Genomic DNA, 13,044 nt, shown 5'->3' with positions numbered 1-13,044 from the left:
TTGTCATTTAATCCAGAACAAGTTGCTTGCCGCGTTATGAGCATCAATATAGAATGCCTGCGCAGTTTTTTTGACTAGGGATGTGCCGACCTGTCAATAGTGAATAAATATTAAAACAACGACGGGATCAAACAAATGAGTAATTTTCAAGTGAAACCGGCCGACCTGCCCAAGTGGGGCCAGCGTACGGCCTTGCGCGTCCTCCAGCTATTCGGCTGGAAATTGCTGTTCCGTCCTCTGCCCGGCCCGCGTGGCATCTGCGTGATCTATCCCCATACGTCCAACTGGGATTTCATGGTGGGACTGTTCGGCAAGTGGGCGCTGGACCTGCCCTTCCGCTGGCTGGCCAAGGACTCGCTGTTCAAGACCCCGCTGGGCAACTGGTTCCGCTCTATGGGCGGCGAACCGGTGGAACGGGGCACACCCAGTGGCACCATCAAGACGCAAGCAGCACGCATGAATGCCGCCGACTGGTACTGGGTGGGCATTACACCGGAAGGCACGCGCAGCTACCGCTCTTACTGGAAAAGCGGCTTCTACCACCTCGCACTGGAAGCCAAGGTGCCGCTGGTACTGGTCTACATCGACTATGCCACCAAGTCGCTGGGCCTGATCGAGCATGTCGAACTGACCGGTGATATGGAAGCCGATCTGGCCCAGATCCGCGCCGGCTTCGCCGGCCGTCAGGGTCTGTATCCGGAAAAAGCCGCCCCCATCGTGTTTCAGGAGCGCCGTCCCGACGAGGACAGCGGCAGCCAATCGAAACAGGCTTAACAGGCCTCGCCCGTTAAGCCAGCGCCAGCAACATGGTGCCGGTGGCTGCAATCGCAGCGCCGGCCCATTTCACTGCCACCAATGGCAGTTTCCGGCCCAGCACGCGGCCACCGACAATCAACCCCGCACTCGATAGCATCAGGCCCAGCGTGCTGGCTACTTGCGGCAGTTCATGGCCGTGTGCATTCCCGTGCAGGATGGCAAACGTCGCCAGCATGCCCGCAGCCAGCGCTGGCGGCAGACGTAAAGCTGCGGCAAGCAGCACGCCCAGCAGCGCCACGGTCAGCGCTATCCCCGTTTCCAGCGCCGGTATCGACAGCCCCGCCACGCCCGTAAGTACGCCTAGCAGCATCACCGCGAGAAAGCCCAGCGGCAGGCGCAGCGTAGCGCTCTGGCGCACACTCCAGATGCCCACGGCCAGCATGGCCAGCAAATGGTCCAGCCCCGTCAGCGGATGCAGCAGGCCCGCGCGCAGGCCATGGGTGTGCCAGACGCCGCCCTGAACATGGGCTTGCGCATAAGTGCTGGCAATGGCCAGTGCAGCCAGAGCGATCAGACGTAATAGATTCATAGTGCGACTCCTCGGAATTCAGATTCAGGCAGCGTCACGGGCTTCCATCAGCCCCTGTACGCGGATAAAGTCGATCACCGCCTGCACGCCTTCGCCGCTGCGCAGATTGGTGAACAGGAAAGGACGTGCGCCGCGCTGCTGCCTGGCATCGCGCGCCATGATGTCCAGATCAGCCCCCACATGGGGCGCCAGGTCAGTCTTGTTGATGATCAGCAGATCGGAACGGGTGATGCCGGGGCCGCCCTTGCGCGGAATCTTTTCACCACCGGCCACATCGATCACATAGATGGTCAGGTCCGACAGTTCGGGACTAAAGGTAGCGGCCAGATTGTCACCGCCCGATTCCACCAGAATCAGATCGAGCGCGGGGAAATCTGCCTGCATGCGGGCGATGGCTTCCAGATTGATGGACGCGTCTTCGCGGATAGCCGTGTGCGGGCAGCCCCCCGTCTCCACCCCCATCAGCCGTTCCGCCGGCAGCGCATCGGCGCGCAGCAGGATCTCCATATCTTCCTTGGTGTAGATATCGTTGGTAATCACGGCCATGTCGTAACGCTCGCGCATACCCTTGCACAGCATTTCGCACAGCGCCGTCTTGCCGGAACCAACCGGCCCACCGATGCCGACGCGTAGGGGATTGCTAGGAATACTCATAAAAACTCTCTCGTTAAGAACGGTATAAACGGCTGTACTGCACTTCATGCTGGGCCGACAGCAGCGATAGCCCCGGCGCCCAGTTGCTCATCGCTTCATCCGGCACGCTCTGCGCATGGCGCGCTGCCGCTTCCAGTTCGCTGCGCAGCGACAGCAGCAGACGCTGGCCCGCCACCTGCCCCAGCGGCACCGACTTGACGCACACCAGCACCTGATTCTCGGCCCACGCAAATAGCATGGCCAGCAGGGCCGCTTCGTGCGGTATGCCCAGCGCCGCCACGGCGCAGGCATAGGCCGTGGGCAGTGCCACTTCGCTCTGCTGCTGCAACTGGGCCAGCATCTCAGCATCGACAAAGCCCAGTTCCGCCACCAGCCGGGTCAGGGAAAACCCCATCTGGATGGTCTCGGCACGGAATTCGGCCGTATCGCGCGAAGCGATAAAGCGTTCGCTCCATAGCGCCACATCGACCCAGTCGCGCCGCGTGTAGGCCTGCATCAGGCGCCAGCACACGGGCGCCTCCCAGCACGCCACCACCTCGTGCAGATGCCGCACTATCCAGTCGCGTGCCGTGGCCGCATCGTGCACCAGCCCCCGCTCCAGCGCCGCTTCCAGCCCTTGCGAATAGCTGTAGGCACCGATCGGCAGGGCCGGACTGGCAAACTGCAGCAAGTGCAGCAGTGCGGCGGCCTGCATCAGCGCGTATCGCCGGGACGGTGAATCTTCTGACGCAGCGGCACGGGTGCCAGCAAATGGCTGTGCTGTCCCGCCTCGTGGTGATGGCCGTGACCACCGCCATAGGCGCCGGACTCCGGCTCGAACGGTGCCAGTTCTTCCGTCACCGTAGCGCCCAGTCCCAGCAGCATTTCCTTCAGCACCGCATCAGCACGGATGCGCAGAAAGCCATCGCCCACCTGCGCCTGCGTGTGACGGTTACCCAGATGGAAGGCGCAGCGCAGCAAAGCCTGTGCATCGCCGCAGGAAATCATGTAGGTAGGCTCGACTGCGGCCACCACGCGGATCACGCGGCCATCTTCACCCGTCAGCAGATCACCATCGCGCAGCACCGTGCCGCGCACGGTGAACACGGCCACGTCCTCGCCATCATCGAGGGCAGCGCGCAGACGGCACTTCTCGCGCAGTTCGTAGGGCAGTATCAGCTGGCCGGCAATCTGGCGGGGGCCAGTCTGTCCGGCAGCATTCAGTTTGGTATGTAAAGTCAGCATAGTCGGTTCACACGCTCAGAAGAGGAAATAGCGCTGCGCCATGGGCAGCACGCTGGCCGGCTGGCACACCAGCAGTTCGCCATCGGCGCGCACTTCATAGGTTTCGGGGTCGACCTGCATATGCGGCGTGGCGCCGTTATGGATCATGTCGGACTTGCGCAGCGTGCGCATATTGCGCGCCACGATCAGGGTTTTGTTCAGCTGCAGCTGCTGGCCTATGCCCGCGTCGTAGGCCGCCTGCGACACAAAGGTGAAAGACTTTTTCAGGCCGCCACCAAAGGCACCGAACATCATGCGGTAATGCACCGGCTGCGGCGTGGGGATGGACGCGTTCGGATCGCCCATCTGCGCCGCTGCAATCATGCCGCCCTTGAGTATCATCGATGGCTTGACACCGAAGAAGGCCGGCTTCCACAGTACCAGATCGGCGATCTTGCCCGCTTCCAGCGAACCGACCGCATGGGCAATACCATGCGTGATGGCAGGGTTGATGGTGTATTTGGCGATGTAGCGCTTGACGCGGAAGTTATCGTTGCGTGCAGTATCCGGCGCCAGTGCGCCGCGCTGCACTTTCATCTTGTGCGCCGTCTGCCACGTACGCATGATCACTTCGCCCACCCGTCCCATGGCCTGCGAATCGGACGACATCATGGATATCGCGCCGATATCGTGCAGAATATCTTCCGCTGCAATGGTTTCGCGCCGTATGCGCGATTCGGCAAACGCCACGTCTTCGGCTATCGCCGCATCCAGATGGTGGCATACCATCAGCATATCCAGATGCTCATCCAGCGTGTTCACCGTGTACGGACGGGTAGGATTAGTCGACGAGGGCAGCACATTGCCTTCGCCCACGGCAGCGATGATGTCCGGCGCATGGCCGCCACCAGCCCCCTCGGTATGGAAGGTATGGATGGTGCGGTCCTTGAAAGCGGCCAGCGTATCGGCCAGATAACCGCCCTCGTTGAGCGTATCGCTATGGATGGCCACCTGCACATCGAGCTGATCGGCCACGCTCAGGCAGTTATCGATGGCGGCCGGCGTGCTGCCCCAGTCCTCGTGCAGCTTGAGGCCGATGGCACCGGCCAGCACCTGTTCTTCCAGCGGCTGCGGCAGGCTCACATTGCCTTTGCCGAGAAAGCCCAGATTCATGGGGAAGGCATCGGCCGCCGACAACATGGCGTGCAGATGCCACGGCCCCGGCGTGCAGGTGGTGGCGGAAGTGCCGGCCGAGGGCCCCGTGCCGCCGCCTATCATGGTGGTCACGCCGCTCATCAGCGCTTCTTCGATCTGCTGCGGACAGATGAAATGGATGTGGGTATCGACCCCGCCAGCCGTGACGATCATGCCTTCGGCCGCGATGATTTCTGTCGCCGCGCCGATTGCCAGCGTCACATCCGGCTGGATATCGGGATTGCCGGCCTTGCCTATGCCTGCAATCAGGCCGTTCTTCAGGCCGATATCGGCTTTGACGATGCCCCAGTGGTCGATGATGACGGCATTCGTCAGCACCGTATCCATCACCTCGGCCGCCAGCCGCTGCGACTGGCCCATGCCGTCGCGGATCACTTTACCGCCACCGAACTTCACTTCTTCGCCATAGGTGGCGTAGTCATGTTCGATTTCGATAAACAGTTCGGTATCGGCCAGACGGATGCGATCCCCTTTGCTAGGGCCGAACATCTCCGCATACGCGCGCCGCGTCATCGTTACCATGTCTGTCCTTGTTACTTGCGGGGCGGCTGGTCGGCCAGCTTGCCCATCACTTTGCCGTTAAAGCCGTAGACCTTCTGCTCGCCGCCCAGCTTCACCAGTTCCACCGTGCGCTGCTGGCCCGGCTCGAAGCGCACCGCCGTACCGGCCGCGATATTGAGACGCATGCCGTAAGCCTTCCAGCGCTCGAACTTGAGCTCCGTATTGACTTCAAAGAAGTGGAAGTGCGAACCCACCTGTACCGGCCGGTCGCCCTGATTGCTGACCACCACGGTCGCCGTGGCACGGCCCTGATTGAGTCCGATTTCGCCCTCTTCGAGCAGGTATTCACCGGGTATCATCGTGCGCTCCTTGTCAGACACTGGATGCGGTTAGGGGTAATGCTGGTTTTCTGCTGTTTCATTCAAACTCTGTATTACGGTTGCTATTTAAGGTATGGGCTGGTGCACCGTGACCAGCTTGCTGCCATCGGGGAAAGTGGCTTCCACCTGTATGTCGGGGATCATCTCCGGCACGCCTTCCATCACATCTGCGCGCGTCAGCACGCGGGTGCCATCGGACATCAGCTGTGCCACGCTCTTGCCATCGCGCGCGCCTTCCATGATGGCGCAGGTGATCAATGCCACGGCTTCCGGATAATTGAGTTTCAGGCCGCGCGCAAGGCGCCGCTCCGCCACGATGCCGGCGGTGAAAATCAGTAGTTTGTCTTTTTCTCTCGGGGTCAGATCCATATCGCTGCTTCGCTATCGTTGTCTGGTTCAGGTCTGCCAGATGCGCGGCGTGATCGCGGCGCGTTCCAGCAGATAGGGGCGCAGGCGCTGCCACACGGCCAGCATCAGGCGGCGCGCCGTTTCGCTATCGTGGCCCAGATGGCGTGCCACCAGCACGCTGCGGGTCTGGCTAATGCCGAATAGGTGGTCGCCATCGGCGACGATGTCGTTGCGGATCTGGGCCAGCACGGGCGCCGGGACTGGCCGCCCCGCTGCAAGAAAAGTGGCGCACACGCTGTGGCCCTGCAACGCCAGCGGGCTATCGAGCTGACCACCCAGCAGACTGCCCTGCTCCCACCAGATCAATTTGCCATCGAGGTAGATGCTGCTGCGCTGCTTTACCCAGCCGCTGGCATACACTTCACCCGAACTGCGCCGCCCCATGCACAGAATCTCGCAACCGAGGTAGTGCGCACCGGCCGCCAGCCGGATTTCCTGCTCCAGCTGAACCTGCGCCGTATCGAAGAATATGCTTTCCTGCGGCAGCCATTCGAGCGCCGCCGCAGCGTCCACCTGCAGCTTGACTTGCTGGCGCGAGACTTTGCCATGGGCCTTGTACCACTTGGCCGCACCCGGCGTGGTCAGCAGCGCATGCGCCTGCGCGCCCACGCTGACCTCGATGCCGAGCTGATCGCCGCCCACCACACCGCCCGGCGGATGGACGATGATGGCGTGGCATACGTCACCGCCTTCCGGATACAGCGCCTTCTGTACGCGCAGGGGGCCGGCATGCAGATTGTCATACAGGCGGGTGGTGTCGCCATCGCGGCCAAAGCCGAGCGTGAGGCTGGCCTGCCAGGGCTGGCTGGCGGCATGGAATTCACGGATGGCGGTGGTATCAGGCATGCAGTAATCTATGCAATCACCATGCCAGCCCATAGCAGTGCACACTGCGTGTTTGCAGTCGCCAGAACGACAACGGCGCACCAGAGTGGTGCGCCGTTGTCGTGGGTTTTATCCGGGGCGCCGCAATGGTGCGCTGCCTCGCCCTGCCTCTACTGACCTAGTCCAGACTGGGGTACGGACTCTTGCCGCCTTCGGCGATGAAGCTGTCTATGCGCGCTTCCAGCACCGGCAGCGGCACCGAACCCAGTTGCAGCACGGTGTCGTGGAAATTACGGATATCGAACTTGCTGCCCAGCGCAGCTTCGGCCTTGCGGCGCGCCGCAATGATGCTCATCTCGCCCAGATAATAGGACAGCGCCTGGCCCGGCCACGAAATATAGCGGTCCACTTCCGTTTCGATTTCATGCTCGGACAGCGCCGTGTTCTGGCGCAGATAATCCTGCGCCTGTTTGCGCGTCCAGCCCTTGCTGTGGATGCCGGTATCAACCACCAGACGCGATGCGCGCCAGGCCTGATAACTGAGCATGCCGAACATTTCGTAAGGCGTTTCGTACATGCCCATCTCCACCCCGAGGCGCTCCGAATACAGTGCCCAGCCTTCACCGAAGGCCGAGATATACGCGTTACGGAAGGCCGGCCGGCCTTTCTGCTCCATCGCCACCGGCATCTGGAAAGCGTGGCCCGGCGCCGATTCGTGCAGCGTCAGCGCCGGTACCGAATACAGTGCGCGCGACGGCAGATTATAGGTGTTCACCAGATACACGCCGGGACCACCGCGGCCGGAAGTATAGAACGGTGCCTGATCATCCGGCACGGGGATCACGGCAAAGCGGCGCCGTGGCAGATAGCCGAAATACTGGCTGATCTTGCCGTCGAACTTTTTCGCCACCCACGCCGAGCGCATCAGCAGTTCTTCCGGCGTCTTGGCATAGAAGCGGGGATCGGTACGCAAAAAGCTCAGGAAAGCCGGCAGATCGCCCTCGAAGCCCACCTGCTTGATCACGTCATGCATTTCGGCGCGGATCTTGGCCATTTCGGACAGGCCGATCTGGTGGATCTGGTCGGCACTCATGTCGGTGGTGGTGAACTCCACGATCTTCGACTGGTAATAGGCTTTACCGTCCGGCAGACTTTCGGCCGCCAGCGCTTCGCGCGCCTGCGGCACATATTCTTCGCGCATAAACTGCAGCAGCTTGCGGTAGGACGGCAGCACCGAAGTCTCGATGGCTTTTACCGCTTCGGCACGCAGGGCTTCCTGCTGGGCCGCAGGCATGCTGGCCGGCAGGGTCTTGAACGGGAAGTAGTACACCGTATCCTGCGCCGACTTCGCCTCGCTGATGGAACTGATGGAACTATCGCGCCCCACCAGCGTTACCTTGGGCGGAGTAAAGCCGCGCGCCAGACCGGCGCGCATATTCACGATCTCGTCATTGAAGTAACGGGGCACATCGGCCAGCTGCTTCAGATAGTCGCGCAACTGCTTTTCCGTGCTCAGCGGACGGCGTGCGCTATTGGCCAGATTCGACCAGAAGGCCGAATCGGCATTCAGCGGCTTTTCATATTCGCGAAACTGCTGGGCAGCGATCAGCGCGGCAATCTGCGCCTTGTAGACCTGATAGTTGACTTTCTCGCCAGCCGACAGCTGCTTTTCGCTGATGCCATCGAGCTGCTTCATCACCGCCTGCCAGTAGACCAGCCGCTGCTTCTGGGTCGCGGCATCGATGCGGGGCAGGCTGGAATCGACGCCGCTGTCATCATCATCTTCGCCCTCTTCCAGCTTCTGGCTATGGCGCCACTTCCATTCGCGCGTGTAGATTGCCTTGAAGCGGGCATCGGCCGGACCGGCACGTTCGGCCCTGGCAGCAGGCGCCGGCTGGTCGGCAGCGCTGGCCGGCAGCGGCAGGGAAACTGCGACACCCAGTGCCAGCAGCATGCTTGCGCCAGTCAGCGCGGCGTTGAACTTCTTATCCATAACACTCCTGTGAGTCGGTTTAAGACAGGTCCTGCAAACAGCGCCGCTCGCGCAGCAAACTGGTGAAAGCCGCCGCATCGACGGGACGGCTGAAATAATAGCCCTGCATTTCGTCGCAGCCATGCTGGCGCAGGAATTCCATCTGTGCGCGCGTTTCCACCCCTTCGGCGATCACCCGCATGTTCAGATTGTGTGCCAGCGTCACCACCGACAGGGCAATGGCCGCATCGGCCGGATTGGTGGTGATATCGTCGACAAAGGATTTGTCGATCTTCAGCACGTCGATAGGGAAGCGCTTCAGATAACTGAGGCTGGAATAGCCTGTGCCGAAATCGTCTAGCGAAATGCTGACACCGATAGCCTTCAGGCGACGCAGCGCAGCCACAGCTTTATCCGGATCACCCATCACCGTACTCTCGGTGATCTCCAGTCCCAGGCACTGGGGCGATACTTTGAAATCGCGCAGCGTGCTCTCCACATACGGCACGGTGGCGTCGTTGACGAACTGGCTGGCCGCCAGATTCACCGCGACCTTGATGCTGCCCAGCCCCTGATCCTGCCACACCTTGATCTGCGCACACACGCTGGCCAGCACCCATTCGCCGATGGAATTTACCAGCCCGTATTCCTCGGCCAGCGGAATGAAGCGGTTAGGCGGCACCCGCCCCAGCACAGGGTTATCCCAGCGCAGCAAGGCTTCGGCACCGACAATAGCGCCTGTTTGCAGGCACATCTGCGGCTGATAATAGACTTCGAATTCGTCGCGCGCGATAGCACCGCGCAGCTGGTTCTGGATGGCCAGCTTGTCGCGTACTTCCGCATCCATCCGTTCGGTGAAGAAGGCGTAGTTATCGCGCCCCACTTCCTTGGCACGGAACAGCGCCGTATCGGCATTGCGCACCAGTTCATCGAAGCTGTCGCCATCGCTCAGGCTGACGGCGATGCCGATACTGGACGTGACGGTAATCGCGTACTGGTCGATGATCAGCTCCTGCCGCAGGCCGGCCAGTATGCGCTGCGCCAGCGCCATGGTCAGAGCCAGCTGCTGATCATCGGCCACAATGATCTGGAATTCGTCGCCGCCCTGACGGGTAACGATATTGCCTTCGCCCACGCAGGTAGCGAGGAAGGTGGCGACCACCTGCAGTGCCTTGTCGCCCACTTCATGGCCGTAGGAGTCATTGATGCTCTTGAAGTGGTCCAGATCGAGACACATCACCGCCACACAGCGCTGCTCGCGTTTGGCCGCTGCGAATTTCTGTTCGAACTGCTGGCGCGCCAGCAGGCGGTTGGGCAGGCCCGTCAGGGCATCATGGTGCGACAGGAAATCGATCAGATGCTGCTCGGCCTTGCGTTCGCTGATATCCATGAACACGGCCACATGGTTGCTCACCTCGCCCTGCGCATCGCGCACGACCGAAAGACTGAGCAGGCCGGGGAAGGTGTCGCCGCTCTTGCGCCGTGCCATGATCTCGCCCGACCAGTGGCCCGTCTTGACGATGGCCTGCACCATGGTCTGGAAGGTGCTCATGTCCGCTTCGCCCGCATGTAGCAGCGCTGCGCCCTGCCCCATCACTTCATCGGACGGATAACCGGAAATCCGCGTAAACGCGGGATTGCAGGCGACGATGCGGCCATAGCGGTCGGTCACCACGATGGCATCCTGCGTGGCCTCGAACACCTGGCTGGACAGGCGCATGAATTCTTCATTGGCACGCCGCTGCTCTACTTCCTTTTCCAGCGAGGCCGCCAGCGCCGCCAGCTCCGCGGTGCGCTCGCTGACGCGCTGCTCCAGCATGGCGCGTTCGGCCGCCAGCGCCTTCTGGGTACGCGCCAGCCGCACATGGGCATCGGTGCGGGCGAGAATTTCCTCGGTCTGGAACGGTTTGGCGATGAAATCCACCGCCCCCAGCGCGAAGCCCCGCACCTTGTCGTCGGTATCATGCTGGGCCGACAGGAAGATCACGGGAATCTGGCTCAGTTCCGGCGCCGCTTTCAGACGCTTGCAGACTTCGAAACCGTCGATGCCGGGCATGCGGATATCCAGCAGGATCAGCTCGGGCGGGCGCGATTGCACCGTCCATAGCGCCAGCTCGCCATTGGGCGCCTGACGCACGTAGTAGCCTGCTTCCGTCAGCAGATCGCTGAGCAGCTTGAGCGAGGCTGGCGTGTCTTCCACGATCAGCACTTCACCCTTGCTAGACTGCTCCGAAATTTCCCGCACCATGTAAAACTCTCTCGTACTGTTTGCCGCCGCGCGGACTTGGTTGATGATATACCGTTCAGTCCCGCGCCGCTGTGCTGCTTTCCGCATCTTCCAGCAGGCGGCACAATTGCGGATACTGGTGCTGGCGCAGCATGTATTCTATGCCGGCCACCACCCCCGCCAGTTCGGCTGGCAGCGGTGCCAGCAACTGCCCCACTCTGGTCAGATTGAGTTCCAGCAGGGCGTTCTTCATGTCGCGACGCAGACCGCCATCGAGCCGCAGCAGATCCTCCAGCGTCAGCGCATGGGGCACGGGCTGACGCACCTCGCTCGCTTGCGGCAGGCTGACCACCGCCTCGTCGCCACAGGTCGCACCCGCTGCGCCGGCCAGCGGCAGCGCCAGGCGGAAGCGGAAGGTCGAACCGGCGCCCAGTTGCGATTCCACTGTCAGTTCGCCGCCCATCAGCTGGACGAATTCGCGCGAAATGGTCAGCCCCAGCCCCGTGCCTTCATGGCCGCCCGGTGTATCGGCCTGTATGAAAGGCTCGAAGATGCGGCTCTGGTCTTCCGGCGCAATGCCGGTGCCATTGTCGCTGACGGCAAATTCCAGCGCATAGCTGTCGCCCGCCGCTGCCTGCTGCAACTGGCCATGCACGGCCAGCGTCACCCGTCCGCGCGGGGCAAACTTGACGGCATTCGACATCAGATTCAGCAGCACCTGACGCAGCTTGGTGCCGTCCACGCAGGCACCGGGCGGCAGGCCGTCGGCCTCCAGCACCAGCTCCACATCGTTCTGGCTAGCCTTCATGCTGACCATGTCCATGACTTCCTGCAGCATATCCGCCAGCGCTACCACATCGGTCTGCAGCACAGCGCGCCCCGCCTCGATCTTGGACAGCTCCAGAATATCGTTAATCAGGGTAAGCAGGTGCTGGCCGGAACGGTGGATGATGGCCAGATTGCGCTTCTCTTCCGGCAGCATGCTCTTCGAATCGGCCAGCAGTCGCGAAAAGCCGATCACCGAATTAAGCGGAGTGCGCAGCTCGTGGCTCATATTGGCGAGGAAGGTACTCTTGGCCTTGTTGGCGGCCTGCGCCTGCAGCACCGCCACCGACAGCGCATTGGTACGCTCGGTCACCAGATCTTCCAGATGGATACGGTGACGCCGCAGTTCCTGCGCCGCCTCGCGGCTCTCTGTCACATCATAATTGACGCCCACCATACGGGCCGGCTTGCCGTCGGGGTCGCGGAAGATCATCGCGTCGGCCTTGATATGGTGCACCGAGCCATCCTCCCACACCACACGGAACTCCACATCGAATTCGGCATGGCCATCGAGCGCCTGCTGCAGCAGTGCTTCGGTGGGAATGCGGTCGTCCGGATGCATCATGCTGCGCCACTGCTCCATCGGGCGCGGCAGCGTACGACCATCAAGACCATAGAGGCGATACATCTGCTCGTCCCACACCACGATATCGTCGGGAATATTCCAGTCCCAGATACCGATGGCGGCAGCGCTACTGGCGATCTGCAGCCGTTCTTCACTGGCGTGCATGGCCACATAGCGGCTATCCATCAGCGCCACCATCTCGCGGATCGAGCCGTTGAGGGTTTTCAGCTCGCCCAGAAACAGGTCGCGCGGCGGCTCGGCACCCAGGTTCTGCCCCGCTTTGACATTGGCCGCATAGCGCCCGATGGTGGTCAGCGGTTTCAGTACCAGATGCCACAGCAGCAGGTACAAGCTCAGTACCAGCGTCACCACCATCACGAAGATCATGCCGACGATGCTGTACAGGCGCTGGCGCAGCTGCTCGATCAGCTGGGCCGGCGAGGCATATACGGTGATGGTGCCGATATGCTGGCCCGCTACCAGTATCGGCCGCTGGGCGGAAATCAGATCGTCGCGCTGGGGCAGCAGGGTCGACTCCACCAGCTGTCCCGTTTCGCTACGGGTCAGGATAAACGGCGGGCTGCTGGAAACGGGCGTGACGGCACTGGCATACAAATCGCGGTTACTCAGCCCGCTTTTCATGATGGTGACGATCTGGGTTTCGTCGAAATTCCACGCCGGCAGCGCCACCGCCACCGCCAGTTCTTCCGCGCTGTCGGCCAGCGTCTTGTGCAGCTGCTCCCAGCGCTGGGCGCGCTCTTCCTGATAGGAGTACAGCGCAAAAGTGGCCAGCACCAGCGTGACCACGGCTGTCAGCGTGACACTGACATACACGGCGATCGAGACATTGGCGGCGCGGCGGGCAAGGCGGTCTAACATCGGCTAACCATCTTCGGGGTTAATCTGTCGGCAACGCGTGAAATC

At 61.9% G+C, this 13,044-nt stretch carries 12 protein-coding genes; 1 reads left to right on the top strand and 11 read right to left on the bottom strand.

The genetic code is table 11. The features are described 5' to 3' along the window. Positions 1-135: 135 nt before the first annotated feature. The gene (locus ABNT42_RS12765; protein ID WP_348697484.1) at positions 136-774 is read left to right on the top strand and encodes a 1-acyl-sn-glycerol-3-phosphate acyltransferase; all 639 of its coding nucleotides are present in this window, start codon (positions 136-138) and stop codon (positions 772-774) included. Between the two features lie 13 nt (positions 775-787). On the opposite strand, the gene ABNT42_RS12760 is transcribed toward ABNT42_RS12765, so the two are convergent. The 11 genes from ABNT42_RS12760 to ABNT42_RS12710 all read right to left on the bottom strand — a co-directional run bounded on the left by ABNT42_RS12760 (position 788) and on the right by ABNT42_RS12710 (position 12,999). Next, positions 788-1,345: a HupE/UreJ family protein gene (locus tag ABNT42_RS12760; protein ID WP_348697482.1), complete on the bottom strand. Its 558-nt coding sequence runs from the start codon at positions 1,343-1,345 to the stop codon at positions 788-790. Between the two features lie 24 nt (positions 1,346-1,369). Beyond that, positions 1,370-1,999 (bottom strand): urease accessory protein UreG, encoded by a 630-nt coding sequence (gene ureG / locus ABNT42_RS12755; RefSeq protein WP_348697480.1) that lies wholly within the window; start codon positions 1,997-1,999, stop codon positions 1,370-1,372. Between the two features lie 13 nt (positions 2,000-2,012). Next, a complete protein-coding gene (locus ABNT42_RS12750; protein ID WP_348697479.1) occupies positions 2,013-2,693 on the bottom strand; it encodes an urease accessory UreF family protein in 681 nt (226 codons plus the stop codon). Next, complete coding sequence (gene ureE, locus ABNT42_RS12745) at positions 2,693-3,223, bottom strand: urease accessory protein UreE (protein ID WP_348697477.1); 531 nt, start codon at positions 3,221-3,223, stop codon at positions 2,693-2,695. Before ureE ends, ABNT42_RS12750 begins: the two co-directional genes overlap by 1 nt. 15 nt (positions 3,224-3,238) lie before the next feature. Further along, positions 3,239-4,939 (bottom strand): urease subunit alpha, encoded by a 1,701-nt coding sequence (gene ureC, locus ABNT42_RS12740; RefSeq protein WP_348697475.1) that lies wholly within the window; start codon positions 4,937-4,939, stop codon positions 3,239-3,241. 11 nt (positions 4,940-4,950) lie between these two features. Beyond that, a complete protein-coding gene (locus ABNT42_RS12735; protein ID WP_155433827.1) occupies positions 4,951-5,277 on the bottom strand; it encodes an urease subunit beta in 327 nt (108 codons plus the stop codon). An 87-nt stretch (positions 5,278-5,364) separates the two neighbouring features. Then, the gene (locus ABNT42_RS12730; protein ID WP_161034481.1) at positions 5,365-5,667 is read right to left on the bottom strand and encodes an urease subunit gamma; all 303 of its coding nucleotides are present in this window, start codon (positions 5,665-5,667) and stop codon (positions 5,365-5,367) included. 27 nt (positions 5,668-5,694) lie between these two features. Further along, on the bottom strand, positions 5,695-6,552 hold the full coding sequence (locus tag ABNT42_RS12725) for an urease accessory protein UreD (protein ID WP_348697473.1): 858 nt from the start codon (positions 6,550-6,552) through the stop codon (positions 5,695-5,697). Positions 6,553-6,709: 157 nt separating this feature from the next. Further along, on the bottom strand, positions 6,710-8,524 hold the full coding sequence (locus tag ABNT42_RS12720) for a DUF885 family protein (protein ID WP_348697471.1): 1,815 nt from the start codon (positions 8,522-8,524) through the stop codon (positions 6,710-6,712). Positions 8,525-8,543: 19 nt separating this feature from the next. Next, positions 8,544-10,751, bottom strand: coding sequence for an EAL domain-containing protein (locus ABNT42_RS12715; RefSeq protein ID WP_348697469.1), 2,208 nt, complete (start codon positions 10,749-10,751; stop codon positions 8,544-8,546). A 55-nt stretch (positions 10,752-10,806) separates the two neighbouring features. Further along, positions 10,807-12,999 carry an ATP-binding protein gene (locus ABNT42_RS12710; protein ID WP_348697467.1) on the bottom strand — a complete coding sequence of 731 codons (2,193 nt, stop codon included), beginning with the start codon at positions 12,997-12,999 and terminating at the stop codon, positions 10,807-10,809. Positions 13,000-13,044: the final 45 nt, after the last annotated feature.

This window comes from Duganella fentianensis, assembly GCF_964031615.1.
In the GTDB taxonomy this organism is placed as follows: Bacteria; Pseudomonadota; Gammaproteobacteria; order Burkholderiales; family Burkholderiaceae_D; genus Rugamonas; species Rugamonas fentianensis_A.
The sequence above is the reverse complement of the archived record's forward strand: the minus strand, read 5'-3'. Positions and strand labels throughout refer to the sequence as shown.

Bases quoted from the DNA above. Each gene is read 5' to 3' on its own strand.
- ABNT42_RS12765 (WP_348697484.1), top strand. From the start codon at position 136: ATGAGTAATTTTCAAGTGAAACCGGCCGACCTGCCCAAGTGGGGCCAG.
- ABNT42_RS12760 (WP_348697482.1), bottom strand. From the start codon at position 1,345: ATGAATCTATTACGTCTGATCGCTCTGGCTGCACTGGCCATTGCCAGC.
- ureG (WP_348697480.1), bottom strand. From the start codon at position 1,999: ATGAGTATTCCTAGCAATCCCCTACGCGTCGGCATCGGTGGGCCGGTT.
- ABNT42_RS12750 (WP_348697479.1), bottom strand. From the start codon at position 2,693: ATGCAGGCCGCCGCACTGCTGCACTTGCTGCAGTTTGCCAGTCCGGCC.
- ureE (WP_348697477.1), bottom strand. From the start codon at position 3,223: ATGCTGACTTTACATACCAAACTGAATGCTGCCGGACAGACTGGCCCC.
- ureC (WP_348697475.1), bottom strand. From the start codon at position 4,939: ATGGTAACGATGACGCGGCGCGCGTATGCGGAGATGTTCGGCCCTAGC.
- ABNT42_RS12735 (WP_155433827.1), bottom strand. From the start codon at position 5,277: ATGATACCCGGTGAATACCTGCTCGAAGAGGGCGAAATCGGACTCAAT.
- ABNT42_RS12730 (WP_161034481.1), bottom strand. From the start codon at position 5,667: ATGGATCTGACCCCGAGAGAAAAAGACAAACTACTGATTTTCACCGCC.
- ABNT42_RS12725 (WP_348697473.1), bottom strand. From the start codon at position 6,552: ATGCCTGATACCACCGCCATCCGTGAATTCCATGCCGCCAGCCAGCCC.
- ABNT42_RS12720 (WP_348697471.1), bottom strand. From the start codon at position 8,524: ATGGATAAGAAGTTCAACGCCGCGCTGACTGGCGCAAGCATGCTGCTG.
- ABNT42_RS12715 (WP_348697469.1), bottom strand. From the start codon at position 10,751: ATGGTGCGGGAAATTTCGGAGCAGTCTAGCAAGGGTGAAGTGCTGATC.
- ABNT42_RS12710 (WP_348697467.1), bottom strand. From the start codon at position 12,999: ATGTTAGACCGCCTTGCCCGCCGCGCCGCCAATGTCTCGATCGCCGTG.